Origin of the sequence: Streptomyces fructofermentans, assembly GCF_014651055.1 — a bacterium.
GTDB lineage: Bacteria > Actinomycetota > Actinomycetes > Streptomycetales > Streptomycetaceae > Streptomyces > Streptomyces fructofermentans.
Genome location: NZ_BMWD01000004.1, coordinates 1 through 26469, shown reverse-complemented (window position 1 = coordinate 26469; position 26469 = coordinate 1). Strand labels below are relative to the sequence as shown.

Sequence of the window (26469 nt, the reverse complement as noted above, 5' to 3'; positions counted from 1 at the left end):
CATGGGATCTCCGGCACCCGACCGAGGACCCGGATCGCGCACGAGGAGCCCTCTTGCCAGACGAGGCCCAGCCACTCATCGCCGCCAAGCCCGACAAGCCCGCGCCGCCCGCGGGCACGCCCGCGCCACCCGTGAAGAACGGGTCGCCCGAGGCCGCGGCCGGCGCCAAGGCGGCTGAGCAGTCACGCCCCGGGCCGGCCGCTCCCGAGCGGACCGCGGCCGCCGCGGCGCCCTCGCCCGCCCCCCGCCCCGCGGCAGGTCAGCCGCCCCGCTCCGGCGGCGGCTCCTCCAACCGTGTGCGCGCCCGGCTGGCCCGGCTCGGAGTCCAGCGCTCCAACCCGTACAACCCGGTCCTGGAGCCCCTGCTGCGGATAGTGCGCAGCAACGACCCGAAGATCGAGACGTCCACGCTCCGGCAGGTCGAGCGCGCCTACCAGGTCGCCGAGCGCTGGCACCGCGGACAGAAGCGCAAGAGCGGCGACCCGTACATCACGCACCCCCTCGCCGTGACGACCATCCTGGCGGAGCTGGGCATGGACCCGGCCACCCTGATGGCCGGACTCCTGCACGACACCGTCGAGGACACCGAGTACGGCCTCGACACCCTCCGCACCGACTTCGGCGACCAGGTCGCCCTGCTGGTCGACGGCGTCACCAAGCTGGACAAGGTCAAGTTCGGCGAGGCCGCGCAGGCCGAGACCGTGCGCAAGATGGTCGTGGCGATGGCCAAGGACCCGCGCGTCCTGGTCATCAAGCTCGCCGACCGGCTGCACAACATGCGCACCATGCGCTACCTCAAGCGCGAGAAGCAGGAGAAGAAGGCGCGCGAGACCCTGGAGATCTACGCGCCGCTCGCCCACCGCCTGGGCATGAACACCATCAAGTGGGAGCTGGAGGACCTCGCCTTCGCGATCCTCTACCCCAAGATGTACGACGAGATCGTGCGCCTGGTCGCCGAGCGCGCCCCCAAGCGCGACGAGTACCTCGCCATAGTGACCGACGAGGTCCAGTCCGACCTGCGCGCGGCCCGCATCAAGGCGACCGTCACCGGACGCCCGAAGCACTACTACAGCGTCTACCAGAAGATGATCGTCCGCGGCCGCGACTTCGCGGAGATCTACGACCTGGTGGGCATCCGCGTCCTCGTGGACACCGTCCGCGACTGCTACGCGGCGCTCGGCACCGTGCACGCGCGATGGAACCCGGTCCCCGGCCGGTTCAAGGACTACATCGCGATGCCCAAGTTCAACATGTACCAGTCGCTGCACACCACGGTGATCGGTCCGAACGGCAAGCCGGTCGAGCTCCAGATCCGCACGTTCGACATGCACCGCCGCGCCGAGTACGGCATCGCCGCGCACTGGAAGTACAAGCAGGAGGCCGTCGCCGGCGCCTCCAAGGTGCGCTCGGACGCGCCGAGGAGCACCGGCAAGGACGACCACCTCAACGACATGGCGTGGCTGCGCCAGCTCCTCGACTGGCAGAAGGAGACCGAGGACCCGGGGGAGTTCCTGGAGTCGCTGCGCTTCGACCTGTCGCGCAACGAGGTCTTCGTGTTCACGCCGAAGGGCGACGTCATAGCGCTCCCGGCGGGGGCGACACCGGTCGACTTCTCCTACGCGGTCCACACCGAGGTCGGCCACCGCACGATAGGAGCTCGGGTCAACGGGCGGCTCGTACCGCTCGAATCGACCCTCGACAACGGCGACCTGGTGGAGGTCTTCACCTCGAAGGCGGCCGGTGCGGGCCCCTCCCGCGACTGGCTGGGATTCGTGAAGTCCCCGCGTGCCCGCAACAAGATCCGGGCCTGGTTCTCCAAGGAGCGCCGCGACGAGGCGATCGAGCAGGGCAAGGACGCCATCGCGCGCGCCATGCGCAAGCAGAACCTGCCGATCCAGCGCATCCTCACCGGCGACTCGCTGGTCACGCTCGCCCACGAGATGCGCTATCCCGACATCTCGTCGCTCTACGCGGCGATCGGCGAGGGCCATGTCGCCGCGCAGAACGTCGTGCAGAAGCTCGTCCAGGCCCTCGGCGGCGAGGAGGCCGCCAGCGAGGAGATCGACGAGAGCATCCCGCCCGCGCGCGGCCGCAGCCGCAAGCGCCGGTCGAACGCCGACCCGGGCGTCGTGGTCAAGGGCGTCGACGACGTGTGGGTCAAACTGGCCCGCTGCTGCACGCCCGTCCCGGGTGACCCGATCATCGGGTTCGTGACGCGCGGCAGCGGGGTGTCGGTGCACCGCAGCGACTGCGTGAACGTCGACTCCCTGTCCCGCGAGCCGGAGCGCATCCTCGACGTCGAGTGGGCGCCCACCCAGTCCTCGGTGTTCCTGGTCGCCATCCAGGTGGAGGCACTGGACCGCTCCCGGCTCCTGTCCGACGTCACCAGGGTCCTGTCGGACCAGCACGTCAACATCCTGTCCGCGGCCGTCCAGACGTCCCGCGACCGGGTGGCCACGTCCCGCTTCACCTTCGAGATGGGCGACCCGAAGCACCTGGGCCACGTCCTGAAGGCGGTCAGGGGAGTGGAGGGCGTCTACGACGTCTACCGCGTCACCTCGGCCCGCAGGCCGTCCGAGGCCTGAGTCGCCGGGCGGTCCGGCCGACCGGACCCGCACGCGACGGGGCTCCCGTACGGTCCGTACGGGAGCCCCATCGCGTGCAACCGGCCCGGACTAGCCGCCGAACTCGTGCAGGCCCTTCAGGGCCTGGTCCAGCAGCGCCTGACGGCCGTCGAGCTCCCGCTGGAGCTTGTCGGCCTTCGCGGTGTTGCCCGCGGAGCGCGCCGTCTCGATCTGGCCGCGGAGCTTGTCCACGGCCGCCTGCAGCTGACCGGTCAGCCCCTCGGCACGCGCCCGCGCCTCAGGGTTGGTACGGCGCCACTCGGCCTCCTCGGACTCCTGGAGGGCCCGCTCCACCGCGTGCATACGGCCCTCGACCTTCGGGCGCGCGTCACGCGGCACGTGGCCGATGGCCTCCCAGCGCTCGTTGATCGAGCGGAAGGCGGCCCTGGCCGCCTTCAGGTCCTGCACCGGGACGAGCTTCTCGGCCTCCTCGGCCAGCTCCTCCTTGAGCTTGAGGTTCTCCGACTGCTCCGCGTCCCGCTCGGCGAAGACCGAGCTGCGGGCCGCGAAGAAGACGTCCTGGGCGCCGCGGAAGCGGTTCCACAGATCGTCCTCGTGCTCGCGCTGGGCCCGGCCCGCGGCCTTCCAGTCCGCCATCAGCTCGCGGTAGCGCGCCGCCGTCGGACCCCAGTCCGCGGAGCCGGACAGCGACTCCGCCTCGGCGACCAGCTTCTCCTTGGTCTTGCGGGCCTCCTCGCGCTGCGCGTCCAGCGACGCGAAGTGCGCCTTGCGGCGCTTGGAGAACGCCGAGCGCGCGTGCGAGAAGCGGTGCCAGAGCTCGTCGTCGGACTTGCGGTCGAGCCGCGGCAGGCCCTTCCACGTGTCCACCAGCGCGCGCAGCCGCTCGCCGGCCGCCCGCCACTGCTCGGACTGCGCCAGCTCCTCCGCCTCGACGACCAGCGCCTCCTTGGCGTGCCGCGCCTCGTCGGACTGCTTCGCCCGCTGGGCCTTGCGCTCCTCACGGCGTGCGTCGACCGTCTCGACGAGCTTGTCCAGCCGGCCCCGCAGCGACTCCAGGTCGCCGACCACGTGGTGCGCGTCCACCTGCTGGCGGATGTGGTCGATGGCGACCTGGGCGTCCTTCGCCGACAGGTCGGTGGTCTTCACTCGTCGTTCGAGGAGGCCGATCTCCACGACCAGGCCCTCGTACTTGCGCTCGAAGTAGGCCAGTGCCTCATCGGGGGTTCCGGCCTGCCAGGAACCGACGACCTGCTCGCCGTCGGCCGTACGCACGTACACGGTCCCCGTCTCGTCGACGCGGCCCCACGGGTCGCTGCTCACAGCGCCTCCTCCACATGATGCCTGCGTGGGGCTGCTTTGCCCCCGGGCATCGTCCACAGTTTCGTCACGGCCAACATAGGCGACCGGCGGGGCGGCTGTCCGCATCCCGCGCGACCGAAGTTTGTCCGCGGAGGGTCAGGATTTCGTCACGGTCGCCTTGTCGATCACGACCGTCGCGTTGGGCGCTCCGTCGCCCTGCCCGGTGTTCTCCCCGGCGCCCGCGATCTTCTTGAGCACCTTCATGCCCGAGTCGGAAATCGTGCCGAACGGCGTGTAGTTGGGCGGCAGCGGGCTGTCCTGGTAGACCAGGAAGAACTGGCTGCCACCGCTGTCGCGGCCTTCCTTCGTCTGCGCGTTGTACTGGTTGGCCATCGCCACCGTGCCCGCCGGGTACACATCGCCCTTGAGGCGCTTGTCCTTGAGGTTCTCGTCCGGGATCGTGTAGCCCGGCCCGCCCATGCCGGTGCCCTTCGGGTCGCCGCACTGGAGCACGTAGATGCCGTTCGTCGTCAGACGGTGGCACTTGGTGTGGTCGAGGTAGCCCTTGCCCGCCAGGAAGCCGAACGAGTTGACGGTGTGCGGGGCCTTCGCGGCCGGCATGTCGATGTCTATCGCGCCGCAGGTCGTCTGCAGCTTCATCGTGTAGGAGGCCGACTTGTCGATCGTGATCGCCGGCTCCTTCTTGTAGCTCAGCGACTTCACCTTGCCCGCGGCGGGCTTCTCGCACGGGTCCGGAGCCTTGCTGGGCGCGGAGGGGCTGGGGGAGGCCTGGGCCGCCGCGTCGGACTTGTTGTCGTCGTTCTTGAAGACCCCGGTCGCGTACGACACCACGCTGCCGACGACGACCACGCCGAGGACCGACGCGACCACCGCGTTGCGCGTGTGTGCCTTGCGCCGAGCGGCGGTACGCCGCTGCTGCTGCCGCAAGAACTTCTCCCGGGCGAGCTGACGCCGCCGCTGTTCCTGGGTGACCACCGGGTTATCTCCTCATGCGTCTCGTACGTCGGAAGGGACGCGTGCGTCTTGTGAGCCGACCGCCTGCGTGTGCCCCGTACCGTATATGGGTTCGCTGTGGTTCCGGCAGCGCCGGTAGGCTCTGAGCCGCAGCTCGACCATTCCCCCCTGACGACAGACCGAAGGACGAACGTGCTCATTGCCGGGTTCCCCGCCGGGGCTTGGGGCACCAACTGCTACCTGGTCGCCCCCGCCGCAGGCGAGGAGTGCGTGATCATCGACCCCGGCCACCAGGCCGCGCAAGGCGTCGAGGAGGCACTCGCGAAGCATCGGCTCAAGCCGGTGGCGGTCGTCCTCACCCACGGCCACATCGACCACGTGGCCTCGGTCGTCCCCGTGTGCGGCGCGCACGACGTGCCCGCGTGGATCCACCCCGAGGACCGCTACATGATGAGCGACCCGGAGCGGGCGCTCGGCCGGTCCATCGGGATGCCGCTGATGGGGGAGCTGACGGTCGGTGAGCCGGACGACGTCCGCGAGCTGGCCGACGGCACCGCACTCGAACTGGCCGGCCTGGAGTTCTCCGTCGCGCACGCCCCCGGGCATACCAAGGGGTCGGTGACGTTCCGGATGCCCGAGACCGCGGAGATCCCGTCCGTGTTCTTCTCCGGGGATCTGCTGTTCGCCGGCTCCATCGGACGCACCGACCTGCCCGGCGGTGACATGGACGAGATGCTCGGCTCGCTGGCCCGTGTGTGCCTGCCGCTCGACGACTCGACCGTGGTGCTGTCGGGCCACGGCGCCCAGACGACCATCGGCCAGGAGCGCGCCGCCAACCCGTACCTGCGGCAGGTGGCGGCGGGCAGCCAAGGACGCGGAGCCCCCGGGGCTCCTCGACGAGGAATGTGACGAGAGATCTTCGTGAGCACCTTCAAGGCCCCCAAGGGCACGTACGACCTGATCCCGCCGGACAGCGCGAAGTACCTCGCGGTGCGTGAGGCGATCGCCGCCCCGCTGCGCAACTCCGGCTACGGCTACATCGAGACGCCCGGCTTCGAGAACGTCGAGCTGTTCGCGCGCGGGGTCGGCGAGTCCACCGACATCGTGACCAAGGAGATGTACGCCTTCGAGACCAAGGGCGGCGACCTGCTCGCCCTGCGTCCCGAGGGCACCGCCTCCGTGCTGCGCGCGGCGCTGGAGGCCAACCTGCACAAGGCGGGCAACCTCCCGGTCAAGCTCTGGTACTCCGGCTCGTACTACCGCTACGAGCGCCCCCAGAAGGGCCGCTACCGCCACTTCTCCCAGGTGGGCGCCGAGGCGATCGGTGCCGAGGACCCCGCGCTGGACGCCGAGTTGATCATCCTCGCCGACCAGGCGTACCGGTCGCTGGGGCTGCGCGAGTTCCGCATCCTGCTGAACTCGCTGGGGGACAAGGAGTGCCGTCCCGTGTACCGGGCCGCGCTCCAGGAGTTCCTGCACGGACTGGACCTGGACGAGGAGACGCTGCGGCGGGCCGACATCAACCCCCTGCGGGTCCTCGACGACAAGCGGGACGACGTCCAGAAGCAGCTCGTGGGCGCACCCCTGCTGCGGGACTACCTGTGCGACGCGTGCAAGGCGTACCACGAGGAGGTCCGCGAGCTGATCACCGCGGCGGGCGTCTCCTTCGAGGACGACCCGAAGCTGGTCCGGGGGCTCGACTACTACACGCGCACGACGTTCGAGTTCGTCCACGACGGCCTGGGATCGCAGTCCGCCGTGGGCGGGGGCGGACGCTACGACGGGCTCTCCGAGATGATCGGCGGCCCCGCGCTGCCGTCCGTCGGCTGGGCCCTCGGGGTCGACCGCACGGTCCTCGCGCTGGAGGCCGAGGGAGTCTCGCTCGAACTCCCCGCGTCCACCAGCGTGTTCGCGGTGCCCCTCGGCGAGGAGGCCCGGCGCGTGCTGTTCGGTGTCGTCACCGAGCTGCGCAGGCTCGGCATCGCGGCGGACTTCTCCTTCGGCGCGAAGGGGCTCAAGGGAGCCATGAAGAACGCCAACCGCAGCGGTGCCCGCTACACCGTCGTCGCCGGTGAGCGCGACCTCGCCGAGGGCGTCGTCCAGCTCAAGGACATGGAGTCCGGCGAGCAGGTCGCCGTCGGCGCGAACGAGATCGTGGCCGAACTCGAGGTCCGCCTGGGCTGAGGCGGGCCCGCGCCGCCGTCCGCCGGCCGGGTCCTCCCGGTCCCGGCGGGCAGCGTCGCCCCGGGCCGCCCCGGCTTCCCGGTCGCCCCTGCTCGGATCGGCGGCCTTTCGGATCGTCGGCCTGCCGGATTGCCGGCCTGCCGGCCTGTCGCCCTCTCGTCCTCTCGTCCCCCCGGTCCCGGAACGCCGGGCGGGCCCGGAGTCCCGGGCCCGCCCGGCGTTCGAGCGTCCGCCCCTTTCGGGCGAAACGGCGGGACGGCCGGTGACGGCAGGGCCCGCGTCCACCGGCCGCCGGGACGCGTCCGACGTGCCGCGCGTCGCGCCGGACGTGCGCACACCGCCGCCGGCCGCCCGCCGGAGCGGGCGTCTCCGGGCGCCCGCTCCGTACTTCCTTATGTCCATCGAACGGTGGACACGCGCGCGTGTGCGGCACAATGACCGTGCCCGGAAAGCCCTCTCAAGCTACGGAAACGGCGTGATGAGCAAGACGACAGTCAGGGAAGGCGTCCCCACCGACCAGGCCCGCTCCGCGGTCCCGCGCGCCTCGGGCGGCGGCCGCGCGTTCGCCCTGCTGCTGGTGATCACGGGAGCGGCGGGCGTGCTGGCGTCCTGGGTGATCACTCTGGACAAGTTCAAGCTGCTGGAGGACCCGAACTTCACGCCCGGCTGCAGCCTGAACCCGGTCGTCTCGTGCGGCAACATCATGAAGAGCGAGCAGGCCTCCGCCTTCGGGTTCCCCAACCCGATGCTCGGGCTCGTGGCCTACGCCGTCGTCGTGTGCGTCGGCGTGAGCCTGCTCGCCGGCGCCCGCTTCCCCCGCTGGTACTGGCTGACCTTCAACGCGGGCACCCTGTTCGGTGTGGGGTTCGTCACCTGGCTCCAGTACCAGTCGCTCTACAACATCAACTCGCTGTGCCTGTGGTGCTGCCTCGCCTGGGTCGCCACGATCCTCATGTTCTGGTACGCCACCGCGTACAACGTCCGCAACGGCCATCTGCCCGCGCCCCGCTGGGTGAAGGGCTTCCTGGACGAGTTCGCCTGGGTCCCGCCGGTCCTGCACATCGGGATCATCGGCATGCTGATCCTGACGCGCTGGTGGGACTTCTGGACGAGCTGAAGCACGAGCCCGACCACGCCACTGACAGTGCCGCCGGCCCCGGGAACCCCGGGGCCGGCGGCACTGTCAGTGGCGTGACATAGGCTTTTCCGGTGGAGCCCGACCTGTTCACCGCCGCGGCAGAAGAACGCCAGGAGAAGGACCCGTCCAGCAGCCCCCTGGCGGTGCGGATGCGTCCGCGCGTCCTCGACGAAGTAGTGGGCCAGCAGCATCTGCTGAAGCCCGGCTCACCCCTGCGCCGGCTCGTCGGTGAGACGGGGAGCGGCCCGGCCGGCCCGTCGTCGGTGATCCTCTGGGGCCCGCCGGGAACCGGCAAGACGACCCTCGCCTACGTGGTCTCCAAGGCCACGGACAAGCGCTTCGTGGAGCTGTCCGCGATCACCGCGGGCGTCAAGGAGGTCCGCGCGGTCATCGAGGGCGCCCGCCGCGCCTCCGGCGGCTTCGGGAAGGAGACCGTCCTCTTCCTCGACGAGATCCACCGCTTCAGCAAGGCCCAGCAGGACTCGCTGCTCCCGGCCGTGGAGAACCGCTGGGTGACGCTCATCGCGGCGACCACCGAGAACCCGTACTTCTCGGTGATCTCCCCGCTGCTGTCCCGCTCGCTCCTGCTGACCCTCGAACCCCTCACCGACGACGACCTGCGGGCACTGCTGCGCCGGGCGCTCGCCGGGGAGCGCGGTCTCAAGGACGCCGTCACCCTCCCCGAGGACACCGAGGAGCATCTGCTGCGGATCGCCGGCGGCGACGCCCGGCGCGCCCTGACCGCCCTGGAGGCCGCGGCGGGCTCCGCCCTCGACAAGGGCGAACCGGAGATCACCCTCCGGACCCTGGAGGAGACCGTCGACCGCGCCGCGGTGAAGTACGACCGCGACGGCGACCAGCACTACGACGTCGCGAGCGCCCTCATCAAGTCCATCCGCGGCTCCGACGTGGACGCCGCGCTGCACTACCTGGCGCGGATGATCGAGGCCGGCGAGGACCCCCGGTTCATCGCCCGCCGTCTGATGATCTCCGCCAGCGAGGACATCGGCCTGGCCGATCCGAACGCCCTGCCGATCGCCGTCGCCGCCGCCCAGGCCGTCGCCATGATCGGCTTCCCCGAGGCCGCGCTCACCCTCAGCCACGCCACGATCGCCCTCGCCCTGGCTCCGAAGTCCAACGCCGCGACCACGGCCATCGGCGCCGCGATGGAGGACGTGCGCAAGGGCCACGCGGGCCCGGTGCCGACCCATCTGCGCGACGGCCACTACAAGGGCGCGGCCAAGCTCGGCCACGCCCAGGGGTACGTGTACCCGCACGACCTGCCGGAGGGCATCGCCGCCCAGCAGTACGCGCCCGAGGAGCTCAAGGACCGCGAGTACTACACGCCGACCCGGCACGGCGCGGAGGCGCGCTACGCGGACGCGGTGGAGTGGACCAGGAAGCGCCTCGGTCGTGGGGGGTCCTGACCACCCTGTAGACTCCCCGAAGCGCTGCGTCCCGTGTCCGGCTCCGGTCGGCACCACCAGAACGGGACATCCAGCCGGAAGCCCCGCCCCCGGGCGAGGATTCCAGGAGCGTCGCGCACCGTCGAAGGTGTCGCGGGCAGCCCACCACCCTCCCGGACCTCCGGGAAACGGTCGGTGGGCCACTCGCGTGCTGCACGTAAGTGCCCAGACCAGGGGCGGCTGCCCAGCGGGTTCGACCGACCGGACCCGCGGGGTTTTCCCTGGCTGCGGATGCGACCTCCTCTAACCCTGGTGAAGCCGTATTCGCATCAGAAACATGAGGTGTTTGGTTCATGCCGAACCAGTCCCGCCCCAAGGTCAAGAAGTCGCGTGCCCTCGGCATCGCGCTGACCCCGAAGGCCGTCAAGTACTTCGAGGCCCGCCCCTACCCGCCGGGCGAGCACGGCCGCGGCCGCAAGCAGAACTCGGACTACAAGGTCCGTCTGCTCGAGAAGCAGCGTCTGCGCGCGCAGTACGACGTGTCCGAGCGCCAGCTCGTCCGCGCCTACGAGCGTGCCGCCAAGACGCAGGGCAAGACCGGTGAGGCCCTGGTCATCGAGCTCGAGCGTCGTCTCGACGCGCTGGTGCTCCGTTCGGGCATCGCCCGCACGATCTACCAGGCCCGCCAGATGGTCGTCCACGGCCACATCGAGGTCAACGGCGGCAAGGTCGACAAGCCGTCGTTCCGTGTCCGTCCCGACGACGTCGTGATGGTCCGCGAGCGCAGCCGCGAGAAGCCGCTGTTCCAGGTCGCCCGCGAGGGCGGCTTCGCCCCCGACGGCGAGACCCCGCGCTACCTCCAGGTGAACCTCCGCGCCCTGGCCTTCCGCCTGGACCGTGAGCCGAACCGCAAGGAGATCCCGGTGATCTGCGACGAGCAGCTCGTCGTCGAGTACTACGCCCGCTGATCATCCGGCGGACGTAGCACCACCTGCGCGTCAGCCCGCCGTCTCGCCGCCCTTCCGGGTGGGCGAGGCGGCGGGTTCGTGCGTTCCGGGGGGAGCCGGCGGGGTCCGCGGCGGCGGCAGCGCGCCGGGCGGCCGCGGCCCGGCACGCCCCAGGGCCCGGCCCACGGCCGCCTGCCGGCCGAGCCGGGCCCCCGCCCTGACGCACTCGTCGTACCGCTCGTCGCCCAACTGCCGGCGGGCCGTCGCCTCGCACTGCTCGTGCGGGGCGTTGTAGTACGCGGAGCCGAAGAGCGGCAGGCCGACCGAGGGCCACATGCGGGACGCGGACCCCTGGAGCACGGCGGCCTCGGCGGCGTCCCCCTCCGCGACGGTGACCAGGGCCAGGAGCTCCACCGCCAGCACGGTGCCGAGCAGGTCGTGGAAGACGTGGTTGATGTCCAGGCACTCGACGAGCAGCTCGCGCGCCCTCGCCGGATCGCCCTCGCTCCAGGCCGCGTACGCCAGGACGTAGAGCGCGTAGGCCAGCGACCAGCGCTCCCCGTGGTCCGCGCACACCCGCCGCACGTCCTCGCACAGCCGCACCGCGCCCGGCAGATCGCCCTGGAAGGCCAGTGCCATCGCCAGTTCGACCTGCCCCATCAGGACGTTGCTGTTGAGTTCGCCGATGTCGCGGTACCGGTCGAGCGCCGAGCGCAGCAGCGCCTCGGCGCGGGGCATGTCGTCGGTGACCAGCGCGAGACAGCCCGTGCGGTGCTCGGCGTAGGCGACCGCGGTGGGGTTGCCGCTGCGTTCCGCGGCCTGCCGGCACTCGTCGAGCACGCCGAGCGCGGTCGACGAGTCGCCCTGGAGGACCGACACGTATCCCAGCACCCACAGGGCCTTCAGGCGCGAGCGCTCGTGGTCGCTGTCGAGGGCCACGCTCCGCTCCAGCCAGTGCCGCCCCTCCGACAGCCGGCCGCAGCCGACCCAGTAGAACCACAGCGTGCCCGCCAGGTGCTGGCCCAGATGCCCGCCCTCCGGCTCGGTCAGGCAGTGCTCCAGCGCGCACCGCAGGTTCGGCAGTTCCGCGTCCACGCGCGCTGCCACCTCGCGCTGCCTGGGCGAGAACCAGTCCAGCTCGCACCAGGTCGCCAGGCCCATGTACCAGTCGCGGTGCCTGCGCCGCAGCCGCCCCGAGTCACCGGCCGCCGCCAGCCACTCGGCCCCGTAGGCGCGGACCGTGTCCAGCATGCGGTAGCGCACCCCGGCGGGGGTCTCCGCCCGGGTGACCACCGACTGCGTGATCAACTCGCCCAGCACGTCGAGGGTGTTGTCGGGGCGCAGACCGTCCCCGCCGCACACGTACTCGACCGCCTCCAGGTCGAACTGCCCCGCGAACACCGAGAGCCGCGACCACAGCAGCCGTTCCTCGGGCGTGCACAGCTCGTGGCTCCAGCCGATCGCCGTCCGCAGGGCCTGGTGGCGGGGAGGGACGTCCCGCGCCCCGCCGACGAGCAGCCGGAAGCGGTCGTCGAGCCTGGCCAGCAACTGTGCGGGGGACAGGGCCCGCAGCCGCCCCGCCGCGAGTTCGACGGAGAGCGGGATCCCGTCGAGCCGCCGGCACAGCTCGTACACGTCCGCACGGTTGCCCTCGTGGAGCGCGAAGCCCGGCACGCTCGCGGCCGCGCGGTCGGCGAACAACTCGGCCGACTCGCGCGGGCTCAACGGCGCCAGCGGGAACAGCCGCTCGCCCTGCACCGCGAGGGGCCGCCTGCCCACGGCGAGCACCCGCAGCCCCGGCGCCTGCCGCAGCAGTTCGACCACCATCCGTGCGCAGGCGTCCACCAGGTGTTCGAACCCGTCGAGCACGAGCAGGAGTTGACGTTCGCGGAGGTGGTCGAGCAGGACCCGGCCCGGTGGCCGTGACGTGTGGTCCGTGAGCCCCAGGGCCTCGGCGACCTCGTACTCGACGAGTTCCTCCCCGCGGACCGCGGTCAGGTCCACGTGCCACACGCCGTCGCGCGGCCGGGTCCGGGCGGCGGCCCGGACGGCCAGCCGCGACTTGCCGACGCCGCCCGTGCCGGTCACCGTCACCAGCCGCGCCGAGCCGAGCGCCGCGCCCAACCGCGAGAGTTCGGCGGAACGGCCCACGAACGCGTTGAGCTCCAGGGGCAGGTTTCCGGCCCGGTGGCCGCCCGTCCCCCTGCCGGGGCGCTGAGAACGTCGCATGGGCAACGGAGCGTACTTATCCGTGAGCACTCCGTACAATCGGCTCCCGCGGCCCGGCCGCGGGCGGGCGGTAATCCGGTACGGAGCCGCGGCCCCGGCGCGATAGGCTCGGGGGACGACTTTTCGATGGTGAGGCACGATCCAGGGAGCGGGTGCGCAGTGTCCGGTGGCGAGGTGGCCGGAATCCTGGTGGCCGTCTTCTGGGCGATCCTGGTCTCCTTCCTCGCGGTTGCTCTCGCGAGGCTGGCCCAGACGCTCAGGGCGACCACCAAGCTCGTGGCGGACGTGACCGAACAGGCGGTCCCGCTCCTCGCGGACGCCTCCTCGGCCGTTCGGTCCGCGCAGACGCAGATCGACCGGGTCGACGCCATCGCGTCGGACGTCCAGGAGGTCACGTCGAACGCGTCGGCCCTCTCCACGACCGTCGCCTCCACCTTCGGGGGCCCGCTCGTGAAGGTGGCGGCGTTCGGCTACGGCGTGCGCCGGGCCCTCGGCGGCCGCCGGGAGGACGTGCCCGCAAGGCCCGCGCGGCGTACCGTCATCGTGGGCCGCACCGTCCCGTCGGCGCGACGGGGAAAGCGGAAGAAGGACTGACGCAGCGATGTTCCGCCGTACGTTCTGGTTCACCGCGGGCGCAGCCGCCGGCGTGTGGGCCACCACCAAGGTCAACCGCAAGCTCCGGAAGCTGACGCCCGAGAGCCTCGCCGCACAGGCCGCCGAGAAGGCGATCGAGGCGGGCCACCGGCTCAAGGACTTCGCACTCGACGTCCGCGACGGCATGGCGCAGCGCGAGGCGGAGCTGGGCGAGGCGCTCGGGATCAACGAGAACCCCGAACTCCCGGCCCCCCGCCGCGTCGCAGCCATCGAGAACCGCAACGACCCGAAGTACCGCACCAACCCGACGTACGTCGAGAGGTCGACGTACTCGCACAACCGGAATGAGGACCACTGATGGAGTCGGCCGAGATTCGTCGCCGCTGGTTGAGCTTCTTCGAGGAGCGCGGGCACACCGTCGTCCCTTCGGCGTCGCTCATCGCGGACGACCCGACTCTCCTCCTGGTCCCGGCCGGCATGGTGCCGTTCAAGCCCTACTTCCTGGGTGAGGTCAAGCCGCCGTTCTCCCGCGCCACCAGCGTGCAGAAGTGCGTCCGCACGCCGGACATCGAGGAGGTCGGCAAGACCACCCGGCACGGCACGTTCTTCCAGATGTGCGGCAACTTCTCCTTCGGGGACTACTTCAAGGAAGGCGCCATCAAGTACGCCTGGGAGCTGCTGACCAGCCCCCAGGACAAGGGTGGTTACGGCCTGGAGCCCGAGAAGCTCTGGATCACCGTGTACCTGGAGGACGACGAGGCCGAGCGCATCTGGCACGAGGTCGTCGGCGTCCCCAAGGAGCGCATCCAGCGGCTCGGCAAGAAGGACAACTACTGGTCCATGGGCGTCCCCGGCCCCTGCGGGCCGTGCTCCGAGATCAACTACGACCGCGGTCCCGAGTTCGGCGCCGAGGGCGGCCCGGCCGTCAACGACGAGCGGTACGTGGAGATCTGGAACCTCGTCTTCATGCAGTACGAGCGGGGCGAGGGCACCTCGAAGGAGGACTTCGAGATCCTCGGTGACCTGCCGAGCCAGAACATCGACACCGGCCTCGGCCTGGAACGCCTCGCCATGATTCTGCAGGGCGTGCAGAACATGTACGAGATCGACACCTCCATGGCGGTCATCCGGAAGGCCACCGCGCTCACGGGCGTCGAGTACGGCGCCGCCAAGGACTCCGACGTCGCGCTGCGCGTGGTCACCGACCACATGCGCACCTCCGTGATGCTCATCGGCGACGGTGTCACCCCGGGCAACGAGGGCCGCGGCTACGTGCTGCGCCGCATCATGCGCCGCGCCATCCGCAACATGCGCCTGCTCGGCGCCACCGGCCCGGTCGTCCAGGACCTCATCGACGTCGTGATCGACATGATGGGGCGCCAGTACCCGGAGCTCGTCTCCGACCGCAAGCGCATCGAGACCGTGGCCGTCGCCGAGGAGAACGCCTTCCTCAAGACGCTCAAGGCCGGCACGAACATCCTGGACACCGCCGTCACGGACACCAAGGCCGCCGGCGGCACGGTCCTCACCGGCGACAAGGCCTTCCTGCTCCACGACACCTGGGGCTTCCCGATCGACCTCACCCTGGAGATGGCCGCCGAACAGGGCCTGTCCGTGGACGAGGACGGCTTCCGGCGCCTGATGAAGGAGCAGCGGGAGCGGGCCAAGGCCGACGCCCGGGCCAAGAAGACCGGCCATGCCGACATGGGCGCCTACCGCGAGATCGCCGACGCCGCCGGTGAGACGGAGTTCGTGGGCTACACGCAGACCGAGGGTGAGTCGACGATCGTCGGCATCCTGGTCGACGGTGTGTCCTCGCCCGCCGCCACCGAGGGCGACGAGGTCGAGATCGTCCTCGACCGCACGCCGTTCTACGCCGAGGGCGGCGGCCAGATCGGCGACACCGGTCGCATCAAGGTGGACTCCGGTGCCGTGATCGAGATCCGCGACTGCCAGAAGCCGGTCCCGGGCGTGTACGTCCACAAGGGTGTCGTCCAGGTGGGCGAGGTGACCGTCGGAGCCGGCGCCCAGGCCGTCATCGACGTGCGCCGCCGTACGTCCATCGCCCGGGCGCACTCGGCCACGCACCTCACCCACCAGGCCCTGCGCGACGCCCTCGGCCCCACGGCCGCCCAGGCCGGTTCCGAGAACCAGCCCGGCCGCTTCCGCTTCGACTTCGGCTCCCCGGCCGCCGTGCCCACGGCCGTGATGACGGACGTCGAGCAGAAGATCAACGAGGTACTCGCCCGCGACCTGGACGTCCAGGCCGAGGTCATGTCGATCGACGAGGCCAAGAAGCAGGGCGCCATCGCCGAGTTCGGCGAGAAGTACGGCGAGCGGGTCCGCGTGGTCACCATCGGCGACTTCTCCAAGGAGCTGTGCGGCGGCACGCACGTCCACAACACCGCCCAGCTGGGCCTGGTGAAGCTGCTCGGCGAGTCGTCGATCGGTTCGGGCGTGCGCCGCATCGAGGCCCTGGTGGGTGTCGACGCCTACAACTTCCTCGCCCGTGAGCACACGGTCGTCGCCCAGCTCCAGGAACTGCTCAAGGGCCGTCCCGAGGAGCTCCCGGAGAAGATCTCCGCCATGCTCGGCAAGCTGAAGGACGCCGAGAAGGAGATCGAGAAGTTCCGCGCGGAGAAGGTCCTGCAGGCCGCCGCCGGTCTCGCGGGTGCCGCCAAGGACGTGCACGGTGTCGCCCTCGTCACCGGCCAGGTCCCGGACGGCACGAGCGCCGACGACCTGCGCAAGCTGGTCCTCGACGTGCGCGGCCGCATCCAGGGCGGGCGGGCCGTCGTGGTCGCCCTGTTCACCACGGTGGGCGGCAAGCCGCTGACGGTCATCGCGACCAACGAGGCCGCCCGCGAGCGCGGGCTCAAGGCCGGTGAACTGGTCCGTACGGCCGCCAAGACCCTCGGTGGCGGCGGTGGCGGCAAGCCGGACGTGGCCCAGGGCGGCGGTCAGAACGCCGCCGCGATCGGCGAGGCCGTCGACGCCGTCGAGCGCCTCGTGGCCGAGTCGGCCAAGTGAGCGGGGGCGAGCGGGTCATGCGCCGCGGCCGCCGGCTCGCCATCGACGTCGGGGACGCCCGTATCGGGGTCGCCTCGTGCGACCCCGACGGGATCCTCGCCACCCCGGTCGAGACCGTGCCCGGCCGGGACGTCCCGGCGGCCCAGCGGCGCCTGCGGCAGCTCGTCGAGGAGTACGAACCGATCGAGGTCGTCGTGGGGCTTCCCCGTTCCCTCAAGGGGGGCGAGGGCCCCGCGGCGGTCAAGGTCCGCGCATTCGCCCAGGTGCTCGCCCGGGGGATCGCGCCGGTTCCGGTGCGTCTCGTGGACGAGAGGATGACCACGGTGACGGCCGGCCAGGGACTGCGGGCCTCGGGGGTCAAGTCCAAGAAGGGCCGGTCGGTCATCGACCAGGTCGCGGCCGTGATCATCCTCCAGCAGGCACTGGAGTCCGAACGGGCGTCGGGCACCTCTCCCGGCGAGGGCGTCGAAGTGGTCATCTGATCGCGGTACGGTAACGTTCCGCGCGATGCGGTCGTGTTCGAATAGCCTCCGCACAGGAGAGAGGCGGACGGGTGCCGTGCCGCATGAACCGGCGGCCGCCCGCCTCGCGGCTCTAGGGGATCGATGACTGAGTATGGCCGGGGCCCAGGCTCCGAACCGTGGCATCCCGAGGACCCGTTGTACGGGGACGGCGGATGGGGAGGACAGGAGGCCCAGGCGGCCCAGTCCCCCTACGGCGGCCAGCCGCAGCACTACCCGCAGCAGCCGCAGCAGAACTACGACCCCTCGCAGCAGCAACAGCAGCAGTACAACGACTGGAGCACCGGCCCTCAGTCCGGATACGACCCGTCGCAGCAGCAGTATGCCCAGGGGCAGCAGCAGTACACCCAGGACCAGCAGCAGTACGGCGGCCAGCACCAGCAGCAGTACGGCGGTCAGCATCCGCAGCAGTACGGCGGCCAGGGCGGCCAGCAGTACAACGGCGGCTGGGACCAGAACCAGCAGCAGCCCCAGCAGCCCCAGGTTCCGTACGGCGTCGATCCGAACGACCCGTACGGGGGCCAGGCCGCCGCGTACGGGCAGCAGCAGCCCGACTACTACCGGACGCCCGACGCCTACCCGCCGCCCGAGCCGCCGAGCCGCCGTCGTGCCGAGCCCGAACCGCAGCCGGACTGGGACCCGGGTCCCGACCAGGGCGAGCACGCCTTCTTCGCGGGTGGCGACGAGGACGACGACGAGTTCGACGATGACGACGACCCGCAGAGCCGCCGGCGCGGCAAGGGCGGGAAGAACGGAAAGAGCGGGAAGAGCGGCAAAGGCGGCAAGGGCGAGAAGAAGCGCCGCAGCGGCTGCGCCTGCCTGGTCGTGACCCTCGTCTTCGCGGGAGGCATCGGCGGGGTCGGCTATTTCGGCTACCAGTTCTATCAGAATCGTTTCGGCTCGGCGCCGGATTTCGCGGGCGACGGCACGAGCGCGAGTGTCAGCATCACGGTTCCCAAGGGCGCCACCGGTTATGTGATCGGCCAGCTCCTGAAGGAGGCCGGGGTCGTCAAGAGCGTGGACGCCTTCGTGGCCGCGCAGGCCCAGAACCCCAAAGGTGACACGATCCAGCCCGCGACCTATCTCCTCAAGAAGGAGATGTCGGCGGCGAGCGCGGTCGAACTCATGCTCAGCCCCAAGAGCCGCGACAACCTGATCATCGCCGAGGGCGAGCGCAACGCCGCGGTGTACAAGAAGATCGACAAGCGGCTCGGCCTCAAGTCCGGGACGACCAAGAAGGTCGCGGACAAGGAATGGCCGACGCTCGGGCTGCCCGACTGGGCCAACGACAACAAGGAGATCAAGGATCCGCTGGAAGGATTCCTCTACCCCTCCAGCTATCCCGCGGCCAAGGGCATGAAGCCCAAGGACGTCCTCAAGGAGATGGTCGACCTCTCCAAGCAGAAGTACGAGGAGTTCGGGCTGGAGAAGAAGGCCAAGGGGCTCGACCTCGACGGTCCCCTGGAGCTCCTGACGGTGGCCTCGCTCGTCCAGGCCGAGGGGAAGACCAACGAGGACTTCCGCAAGATGTCCGAGGTCGTCTACAACCGCCTCAAGCCCACGAACACGGAGACGAACCAGAAGCTCCAGTTCGACTCGTCCTTCAATTATCTGACGGGCAAGAGCAACATCGACATCAGCGAGTCCGAGATCAACAGCAACCAGGACCCGTACAACACCTACACCCAGCGCGGTCTGCCCCCCGGGCCGATCGGCAATCCCGGTGAGAAGGCCCTGCGCGCGGCGCTGAGTCCGACGAAGGACGGCTGGATCTACTTCGTCGCGACGGACGGTGTGAACAAGACCGAATTCGCCAAGACCCACGACGAATTCTTGAGGCTCAAGGAAAAGTTCAATGACAGTTCGGGCTGACGCCCGCCGAGCCGCCGTACTCGGATCACCGATCGCGCATTCGCTCTCCCCGGTGCTGCACCGCGCCGCGTACGACGAACTCGGTCTGGAGAACTGGTCCTACGATCGGTTCGAGGTCGACGAGGCGGCACTCCCCGAGTTCATCGCGCGACTCGGCCCCGAATGGGCCGGGCTGTCGCTCACGATGCCGTTGAAGCGGGCGGTCCTGCCGCTGCTGGACGGGATCAGCGGGACCGCGGCCTCCGTCGAGACGGTGAACACCGTCGTACGGGCCGAGGACGGCCGCCTCCTCGGCGACAACACCGACATCCCCGGCATGGTCGCCGCCCTGCGCGAGCGGGGCATCGAGCAGGTCGACTCGGCCGCCGTGCTCGGTGCGGGAGCCACCGCCTCCTCCGCGCTGGCCGCGCTCGCCAGGATCTGCACCGGCGAGGTCGTCGCGTACGTCCGCGGCGAGGCCCGGGCCGCGCAGATGCGGCAGTGGGGCGAGCGGCTCGGCATCGAGGTGCGCACCGAGGACTGGTCGCGGGCGGAGCGCGCCCTCACCGCCCCACTGGTCGTCGCGACGACCCCCGCGGGTGCCACCGACGCGCTCGCCCCGGCGGTTCCCGAGCGGCCCGCCACGCTCTTCGACGTCCTGTACGACCCGTGGCCCACGACGCTCGCGGCGCGCTGGTCCGCGTACGGCGGCGCCGTCGTCAGCGGTCTCGACCTGCTCGTGCACCAGGCGGTCCTCCAGGTGGAGCAGATGACGGGCCTGTCCCCGGCCCCGCTGCTCGCCATGCGAACCGCGGGCGAGAAGGCGCTGGCGGGACGCTAGGATCCCGCTTCGGTTCCGCAGGGAGCGGAGCGGGGAGAGCCGGGGGGCTGATCCATGCATGTGACGCTGGCGTCGTGGAAGTCGGAGATATTCGAGGGAGTGCTCAAGTTCCTGCCGGACTGGGTGCAGTTCACCGTCCTCGCTCTCGTGGTGCTCGCCGTCCTCGCGGGCTGGGGGCTCAAGCTGAAGCGCAAACTCGAGTACCGCCGGGCGGTGCGCCAGGGACGGCCCGTCCACGCCGCCGCGCAGTACGGACAGGGCCGCGGCGCCGACCACCTGGGCGCGTACGCGCCTGAGGCTGCCCGCCGGGACGACGCCACGACCTGACGGCCCGGTCCGTCCGTGCCCGGCGCGTCCGTCTGATGGACCGGCGGCCGGGCCACGGGCGAGGACGTGGGAGGATCGGGAGTGGCGGGCCAGGGCCGCGCACCCGGTACCGCCGTCGCCGTACGCGAGGACTCGCGTACGCAAAGGCAGCAGTACCAGGGCGCGAGCATGAGGAGCACCGTTGAGCAGGTTGCGCTGGCTGACCGCGGGGGAGTCCCACGGTCCCGCACTTGTCGCGACGCTGGAGGGACTTCCCGCCGGCGTGCCGATCACCACGGAGATGGTGGCGGACCACCTGGCCCGGCGGCGCCTCGGCTATGGACGCGGCGCACGCATGAAGTTCGAGCGCGACGAGGTCACCTTCCTGGGCGGCGTCCGGCACGGTCTCACGCTCGGCTCCCCGATCGCGGTCATGGTGGGCAACACCGAGTGGCCCAAGTGGGAGCAGGTCATGTCCGCCGACCCGGTGGACCCGCAGATCCTGGCCGAGCAGGCGCGCAACGCCCCGCTGACCCGGCCGCGCCCCGGCCACGCCGACCTGGCGGGGATGCAGAAGTACGGATTCGACGAGGCCCGGCCGATCCTGGAGCGCGCGAGCGCGCGGGAGACGGCGGCGCGCGTCGCGCTCGGCGCGGTGGCCCGCTCCTACCTCAAGGAGACGGCCGGCGTCGAGATCGTCAGCCACGTCGTCGAGCTGGCCGCCGCGAAGGCGCCGTACGGCGTCCTTCCGGTCCCCGCCGACGTCGAGAGGCTGGACGCCGACCCGGTGCGCTGCCTGGACGCGGACGCGTCGAAGGCGATGGTCGCGGAGATCGACCAGGCCCACAAGGACGGCGACACCCTGGGCGGTGTGGTCGAGGTCCTCGCGTACGGGGTGCCGGTCGGGCTCGGCTCCCACGTGCACTGGGACCGGCGGCTGGACGCCCGGCTGGCGGCGGCGCTCATGGGCATCCAGGCGATCAAGGGAGTCGAGGTCGGAGACGGCTTCGAACTGGCCCGGGTGCCCGGTTCCCAGGCGCACGACGAGATCGTGCGGACCGAGGACGGCATCACGCGCTCCTCGGGCCGCTCCGGAGGCACCGAGGGCGGTCTGACGACCGGTGAACTCCTGCGGGTGCGTGCCGCGATGAAGCCGATCGCGACCGTGCCGCGCGCACTGGCCACCATCGACGTGGCGACCGGCGAGGCGGCCAAGGCGCACCACCAGCGCTCCGACGTGTGCGCGGTGCCCGCCGCGGGCATCGTCGCCGAGGCGATGGTCGCGCTGGTCCTGGCCGACGCGGTGGCGGAGAAGTTCGGCGGCGACAGCGTGCCCGAGACACGGCGCAACGTGCGCTCGTACCTCGACAACCTGGTCGTCCGGTGAGCCCCGCGAGGGTGGTGCTGGTCGGCCCGATGGGCGTCGGCAAGTCCACCGTCGGCGCGCTGCTCGCCGAGCGCCTGGGCTGCGGCTACCGGGACACCGACGAGGACATCGTGGCCGAGCAGGGCCGTACCGTCGCGGACATCTTCGTGGACGAGGGCGAGCCCGCCTTCCGCGGGATCGAGAAGCGGGCGGTCGGCCGCGCGCTGGCCGAGCACGACGGCGTCCTCGCGCTCGGCGGCGGCTCGGTCCTCGACCCGGACACCCGCGCGCTCCTCGCGGGACACACCGTCGTCTACCTCTCCATGGACGTCGAGGAGGCGGTCAAGCGCACCGGGCTCAACACCGCCCGGCCGCTGCTCGCGGTCAACCCGCGCCGGCAGTGGCGGGACCTCATGGAGGCCCGCCGCCACCTCTACACCGAAGTCGCCCAGGCCGTGGTGCCCACCGACGGCCGCACCCCCGAAGAGGTCGCCGCGGCGGTCCTCGACGCACTGGAGTTGAAGGAAGCATGAGCGAGGCAGTGACGCGGATCCACGTCGGCGGCACAGCGGGCAGCGAGCCGTACGAGGTCCTCGTCGGTCGCCAACTGCTCGGCGAACTGGGCACGTTGGTGGGCGAGCGGGCCAAGCGGGTCGCGGTGATCCACCCGGAAGCCCTCGCCGAGACGGGCGACGCGCTGCGCGCCGACCTCGCCGGGCAGGGCTACGACGCCGTCGCCATCCAGGTGCCCAACGCCGAGGAGGCCAAGACCGCGGAGGTCGCCGCGTACTGCTGGAAGGCGCTCGGCCAGTCCGGCTTCACCCGCACCGACGTGATCGTCGGCGTGGGCGGCGGGGCGACCACCGACCTGGCGGGCTTCGTCGCGGCCAGCTGGCTGCGCGGGGTGCGCTGGATCGCCATCCCGACGACCGTGCTGGCCATGGTGGACGCCGCGGTCGGCGGCAAGACCGGCATCAACACGGCCGAGGGCAAGAACCTCGTGGGCGCGTTCCACCCGCCCGCCGGGGTGCTCTGCGACCTGGCGGCGCTCGACTCGCTGCCGGTCAACGACTTCGTCTCCGGCCTCGCCGAGATCATCAAGGCCGGCTTCATCGCCGACCCCGCGATCCTCGACCTCATCGAGGCCGACCCGCAGGCCGCCCGTACACCGGCCGGCCCGCACACCGCCGAGCTGATCGAGCGCTCCATCAGGGTCAAGGCCGAGGTCGTCTCGTCCGACCTCAAGGAGGCCGGGCTCCGCGAGATCCTCAACTACGGGCACACCCTCGCGCACGCCATCGAGAAGAACGAGCGCTACGAGTGGCGGCACGGCGCCGCGGTCGCCGTCGGCATGCACTTCGCGGCCGAACTGGGCCGCGTGGCCGGCCGCCTGGACGACGCGACCGCCGACCGGCACCGCACGATCCTGGAGTCCGTGGGGCTGCCGCTGAGCTACCGCTACGACCAGTGGCCGAAGCTCCTGGAGAACATGAAGGTCGACAAGAAGTCCCGGGGCGACCTCCTGCGCTTCATCGTCCTCGACGGACTGGCCAAGCCCACCGTCCTGGAGGGGCCCGACCCGGCGGTGCTCCTCGCCGCCTACGGCGAAGTGGCCGAATAGTCCCGACAACCCGCATTCCTGCCGATGTGCCGCCCGCGGACGGGCACTTCGGGCCGTCCCCGGCCGTTCACCAAACGACAGCCGGGGACGGTACCGTTCGGTAGGGAGCGGGGCAGGTGCCCGCTGCCAGGCCCATCGCCTGTACGAGACGGAGTGGCACCGGATGCAGCACGCAGTGGGGTCTCCGCTGCCGCCGCCCCATCAGCCGGGGCACGGACCGGCCGCAGGTTGGCCGGCGGCCGCACAACACCAGGGACCGCACCACCCGGGCACCCACCCGGGTCCCCCTCCGCATCAGCCCGCGGGCCCGCCGCCGGGCTTCGCGGGAGCCGGGGTCGGGCCCGCCGTCCCGCACCCCCCGGGCCACGCGCCGGCGCCCCACCACGCGGTCCCGCAGCACGTCCCCCAGCCGCCCGCCCCGGACACCACCGGCCATGTGCAGCTGCCGCCGGGCGGGCCCGTCCCGATGCCGAGCGCGCCGCCCGCGACCGGCACGCCCGACCCGACGTCCACGACGCTCGCCGTGCTGCTCATCGGCCCCGCCGGCGCCGGCAAGACCAGCGTCGCCAAGTTCTGGGCCGACCACCGCCGGGTGCCCACGGCGCACATCAGCCTGGACGACGTACGCGAATGGGTGCGCTCGGGCTTCGCGGACCCGCAGTCGGGGTGGAACGACCACTCGGAGGCGCAGTACCGCCTCGCCCGCCGCACGTGCGGCTTCGCGGCCCGCAACTTCCTGGCGAACAACATCTCCTGCATCCTCGACGACGCTGTCTTCCCCGACCGGCCCGTGGTGGGCCTCGGTGGCTGGAAACGGCACGTGGGTCCCGGCCTCCTGCCGGTCGTCCTGCTGCCCGGCCTGGAGATAGTCCTGGAGCGCAACGCCGAGCGCTCCGGGAACCGTCGCCTCAGCGACGAGGAAGTCGCCCGCATCCACGGCCGGATGGCCGGCTGGTACGGATCGGGCCTGCCCATCATCGACAATTCGCAGCTCGACGTGCCGACCACGGCACGCGTGCTGGACGACGTGCTGGCCCGGTCGATCGCGAGCCCGCCGCAGTGGTGACGTGCCCCGGCGCCCGCCGCGCGGGTACCGGTCCGGCCTTCGAACGGGTGCTGCCGGGGCCCCCGGGGGCCGTCGCGCCGCCCGGTCGGCCCCGCTGAACCGGCGGTTTCCGGCCCGCGCTCGTAGGCTCGGGTCATGTCAGAGGTGTACGCGGCCCGCCGGGAGCGGCTGAGGGAGCGGTGTACCGCGGGAGGCAGCGCGACAGCGCTGGTGTCCCGCCCCGCCAACGTCCGCTATCTCGCGGGCGTCGCGCCGCTGGGCGCGGTGCTCCTGCTGGGCAGCGGCGAGGACCTGCTGGTCTGCGGGAATCCCCCCGAGAACCCGTTCGCCGAGGTCCGCCCCGACGACGGCCTGCGCGTGCACGAGCTGCCGAGTCCCGGCGGCGACCCCGCGGTGGCCGCGGCGGACCTCGCCGAGGGGCAGGGCGCCGACTCGCTCGCCGTGGAGGAGCACCACCTCACCGTGGCCCGGCACCGGGCGATCGGCTCGGTGGCGCCGGGACTGCGGATCGGCAGCCTCGGGACGGCCGTCGAGCAGTTGCGTGTGATCAAGGACGAGGAGGAGGTGTCCTGCCTGCGCATCGGCGCGGAGATCGCCGACCAGGCGCTCGGCGAACTCCTGGAGTCGATCCTCGTCGGCCGCACCGAACGCCACCTCGCGCTGGAACTCGAACGCCGGCTCGTGGACCACGGCGCGGACGGCCCGGCCTTCGTCACCTCGGTCGGTACGGGCCCGCACTCCGGGCGCCGCGGCCACCGGCCCACCGACCGGCGGGTGGAGGAGGGCGACTTCCTCTCCGTCTGCCTGGGCGCCTCGTACCACGGCTACCGCTGCGAGATCGGCCGCACCTTCGTCATCGGCACCTCGCCGGCCGCCTGGCAGATCGAGCTGTACGACCTCGTCTTCGCCGCCCAGCGCGCCGGACGCGAGGCGCTCGTACCCGGTGCGGCCTGCCGTGACGTGGACCGCGCGGCCCGCCAGGTCCTCGACTCGGCGGGGTACGCGGAAGGCCTTCCCGTACTGACCGGGCACGGTGTCGGGCTCGAAATCGACGAGGACCCGCAGCTTGCCCCCGCGGCCATGGGTAAACTGGACGCTTGCGTGCCGGTCACCGTCGAACCGGGGGTCCACCTCCCGGGCCGGGGCGGTGTCAGGATCGATGACACGCTCGTCGTGCGCCCTGAGGCGGACGGCGGACCCGAGCTACTCACCATCACGACCAAGGAACTGCTCGCGCTCTAGCTCATGGAGCGGCGCGCGTGCGCCCGGGTCGTCCACGTCAGTCCAGGAGATTCCGCAACCGTGGCTTCCACGAACGACCTCAAGAACGGCCTGGTGCTCAAGCTCGACGGAGGCCAGCTCTGGTCCGTCGTCGAGTTCCAGCACGTCAAGCCCGGCAAGGGCCCGGCCTTCGTGCGCACCAAGCTGAAGAACGTGCTCTCCGGCAAGGTCGTCGACAAGACGTTCAACGCCGGCGTCAAGGTCGAGACGGCCACGATCGACAAGCGCGACATGCAGTTCTCGTACATGGACGGCGAGTACTTCGTCTTCATGGACATGGACACCTACGACCAGCTCATGGTCGACAAGAAGTCCGTCGGCGACGCCGCCAACTTCCTGATCGAGGGCTTCACCGCCACGGTCGCGCAGCACGAGGGCGAGGTGCTCTTCGTCGAGCTGCCCGCCGCCGTCGAGCTCGTCATCCAGGAGACGGAGCCGGGCGTCCAGGGCGACCGCTCCACCGGTGGCACCAAGCCCGCCACCCTGGAGACCGGCCACCAGATCAACGTGCCGCTCTTCATCACCACCGGCGAGAAGATCAAGGTCGACACCCGTACGAGCGACTACCTCGGCCGGGTGAACAGCTAACCGTGGCTGCCCGCAACACGGCCCGCAAGCGCGCCTTCCAGATCCTCTTCGAGGGCGACCAGCGCGGCGTGGACGTCCCGACGGTCCTCGCGGACTGGATCCGGCACTCCCGGTCCGACACCCGGCAGCCGCCGGTGAGCGAGTTCACCATGGAGCTGGTCGAGGGCTACGCGACGTACGCGAAGCGCATCGACGAGCTCATCTCGCAGTACTCGGTCGGCTGGACGCTCGACAGGATGCCGGTCGTCGACCGGAACATCCTGCGTCTCGGCGCCTACGAGCTGATCTGGGTCGACGCGACCCCGGACGCCGTGGTGCTCGACGAGGCCGTGCAGCTCGCCAAGGAGTTCTCCACGGACGAGTCGCCCGCCTTCGTGAACGGCCTGCTGGGCCGCTTCAAGGACCTCAAGCCGACGCTGCGCCGCGACGACGCGTGAACGTGCCGTCCGGGACCACGCCCCGGACGTGCGCGTCGTGGGCCGCTTCCGCCCCCGCGGCGGAGCAGCACCGGGTGGCGGTCCCTGGCCCCTGACGGGGCAGGCGGGGCGGACCCGCCACGGCAGTCGCGCGGCGACCGCCGTGGACGGCCCGCCGAGGGATCGCGAGAAACGAACGCCGGAGGGCCCCCAGCACCCGCTGGG

The 26469-nt window shown here is 71.3% G+C and carries 23 protein-coding genes; 20 read left to right on the top strand and 3 right to left on the bottom strand.

Features of this window, described 5'->3' with window-relative positions; all coding sequences use genetic code 11:
- Nucleotides 1-53: 53 nt before the first annotated feature.
- Nucleotides 54-2585: a RelA/SpoT family protein gene (locus tag IE265_RS06960; protein WP_190034497.1), complete on the top strand. Its 2532-nt coding sequence runs from the start codon at nt 54-56 to the stop codon at nt 2583-2585.
- Nucleotides 2586-2675: 90 nt separating this feature from the next.
- Here the strand turns inward: IE265_RS06960 and IE265_RS06955 are convergent, their stop codons facing one another.
- On the bottom strand, nt 2676-3905 hold the full coding sequence (locus IE265_RS06955) for a DUF349 domain-containing protein (protein WP_190034496.1): 1230 nt from the start codon (nt 3903-3905) through the stop codon (nt 2676-2678).
- Between the two features lie 135 nt (nt 3906-4040).
- Nucleotides 4041-4880 carry a peptidylprolyl isomerase gene (locus tag IE265_RS06950; RefSeq protein ID WP_190034495.1) on the bottom strand — a complete coding sequence of 280 codons (840 nt, stop codon included), beginning with the start codon at nt 4878-4880 and terminating at the stop codon, nt 4041-4043.
- Nucleotides 4881-5051: 171 nt separating this feature from the next.
- Here IE265_RS06950 and IE265_RS06945 point away from each other — a divergent pair, with 171 nt between their 5' ends.
- From IE265_RS06945 to rpsD, 5 genes are all read left to right on the top strand, one after another.
- The gene (locus IE265_RS06945; RefSeq protein WP_190034494.1) at nt 5052-5768 is read left to right on the top strand and encodes an MBL fold metallo-hydrolase; all 717 of its coding nucleotides are present in this window, start codon (nt 5052-5054) and stop codon (nt 5766-5768) included.
- A 12-nt stretch (nt 5769-5780) separates the two neighbouring features.
- On the top strand, nt 5781-7043 hold the full coding sequence (hisS, locus tag IE265_RS06940) for a histidine--tRNA ligase (protein WP_190034493.1): 1263 nt from the start codon (nt 5781-5783) through the stop codon (nt 7041-7043).
- A 478-nt stretch (nt 7044-7521) separates the two neighbouring features.
- On the top strand, nt 7522-8160 hold the full coding sequence (locus IE265_RS06935; protein ID WP_190034492.1) for a vitamin K epoxide reductase family protein: 639 nt from the start codon (nt 7522-7524) through the stop codon (nt 8158-8160).
- Between the two features lie 92 nt (nt 8161-8252).
- Complete coding sequence (locus IE265_RS06930) at nt 8253-9608, top strand: replication-associated recombination protein A (protein WP_190034491.1); 1356 nt, start codon at nt 8253-8255, stop codon at nt 9606-9608.
- A gap of 332 nt (nt 9609-9940) precedes the next feature.
- Nucleotides 9941-10555 (top strand): 30S ribosomal protein S4, encoded by a 615-nt coding sequence (rpsD, locus tag IE265_RS06925; protein WP_190034490.1) that lies wholly within the window; start codon nt 9941-9943, stop codon nt 10553-10555.
- 30 nt (nt 10556-10585) lie between these two features.
- Here the strand turns inward: rpsD and IE265_RS06920 are convergent, their stop codons facing one another.
- Nucleotides 10586-12763 (bottom strand): ATP-binding protein, encoded by a 2178-nt coding sequence (locus IE265_RS06920; RefSeq protein ID WP_190034489.1) that lies wholly within the window; start codon nt 12761-12763, stop codon nt 10586-10588.
- A gap of 159 nt (nt 12764-12922) precedes the next feature.
- Between IE265_RS06920 and IE265_RS06915 the strand changes: the two genes are divergently transcribed.
- The 14 genes from IE265_RS06915 (at nt 12923) to nusB (ending at nt 26265) form a co-directional block, all read left to right on the top strand.
- Nucleotides 12923-13357: a DUF948 domain-containing protein gene (locus IE265_RS06915; protein WP_190034488.1), complete on the top strand. Its 435-nt coding sequence runs from the start codon at nt 12923-12925 to the stop codon at nt 13355-13357.
- Nucleotides 13358-13364: 7 nt separating this feature from the next.
- Nucleotides 13365-13715, top strand: coding sequence for a DUF6167 family protein (locus tag IE265_RS06910; protein WP_190034487.1), 351 nt, complete (start codon nt 13365-13367; stop codon nt 13713-13715).
- Entirely contained in the window at nt 13715-16387 is a 2673-nt protein-coding gene (gene alaS, locus IE265_RS06905; protein WP_190034486.1) for an alanine--tRNA ligase, read from the top strand. Before IE265_RS06910 ends, alaS begins: the two co-directional genes overlap by 1 nt.
- Nucleotides 16388-16404: 17 nt before the next feature.
- Nucleotides 16405-16869: a Holliday junction resolvase RuvX gene (gene ruvX / locus IE265_RS06900; protein WP_190034799.1), complete on the top strand. Its 465-nt coding sequence runs from the start codon at nt 16405-16407 to the stop codon at nt 16867-16869.
- Between the two features lie 123 nt (nt 16870-16992).
- Nucleotides 16993-18780, top strand: a complete 1788-nt coding sequence (gene mltG, locus IE265_RS06895; RefSeq protein WP_190034485.1) for an endolytic transglycosylase MltG — start codon at nt 16993-16995, stop codon at nt 18778-18780.
- A complete protein-coding gene (locus IE265_RS06890) occupies nt 18764-19600 on the top strand; it encodes a shikimate dehydrogenase (protein WP_190034484.1) in 837 nt (278 codons plus the stop codon). Before mltG ends, IE265_RS06890 begins: the two co-directional genes overlap by 17 nt.
- Before the next feature lie 54 nt (nt 19601-19654).
- Nucleotides 19655-19927: a hypothetical protein gene (locus IE265_RS06885; RefSeq protein WP_229916075.1), complete on the top strand. Its 273-nt coding sequence runs from the start codon at nt 19655-19657 to the stop codon at nt 19925-19927.
- A gap of 181 nt (nt 19928-20108) precedes the next feature.
- Complete coding sequence (aroC, locus tag IE265_RS06880; protein ID WP_190034483.1) at nt 20109-21293, top strand: chorismate synthase; 1185 nt, start codon at nt 20109-20111, stop codon at nt 21291-21293.
- Nucleotides 21290-21805, top strand: a complete 516-nt coding sequence (locus tag IE265_RS06875) for a shikimate kinase (RefSeq protein WP_190034482.1) — start codon at nt 21290-21292, stop codon at nt 21803-21805. The genes aroC and IE265_RS06875 overlap by 4 nt, the downstream gene beginning before the upstream one ends.
- Nucleotides 21802-22893 (top strand): 3-dehydroquinate synthase, encoded by a 1092-nt coding sequence (aroB, locus tag IE265_RS06870; protein ID WP_190034481.1) that lies wholly within the window; start codon nt 21802-21804, stop codon nt 22891-22893. Before IE265_RS06875 ends, aroB begins: the two co-directional genes overlap by 4 nt.
- Before the next feature lie 163 nt (nt 22894-23056).
- Nucleotides 23057-23959 (top strand): Pro-rich N-terminal domain-containing protein, encoded by a 903-nt coding sequence (locus IE265_RS06865; protein ID WP_190034480.1) that lies wholly within the window; start codon nt 23057-23059, stop codon nt 23957-23959.
- 135 nt (nt 23960-24094) lie between these two features.
- Nucleotides 24095-25201: a M24 family metallopeptidase gene (locus tag IE265_RS06860; protein ID WP_190034479.1), complete on the top strand. Its 1107-nt coding sequence runs from the start codon at nt 24095-24097 to the stop codon at nt 25199-25201.
- Between the two features lie 60 nt (nt 25202-25261).
- Entirely contained in the window at nt 25262-25828 is a 567-nt protein-coding gene (gene efp, locus IE265_RS06855) for an elongation factor P (RefSeq protein ID WP_190034478.1), read from the top strand.
- Between the two features lie 2 nt (nt 25829-25830).
- A complete protein-coding gene (gene nusB / locus IE265_RS06850; RefSeq protein WP_190034477.1) occupies nt 25831-26265 on the top strand; it encodes a transcription antitermination factor NusB in 435 nt (144 codons plus the stop codon).
- Nucleotides 26266-26469 lie beyond the last annotated feature (204 nt).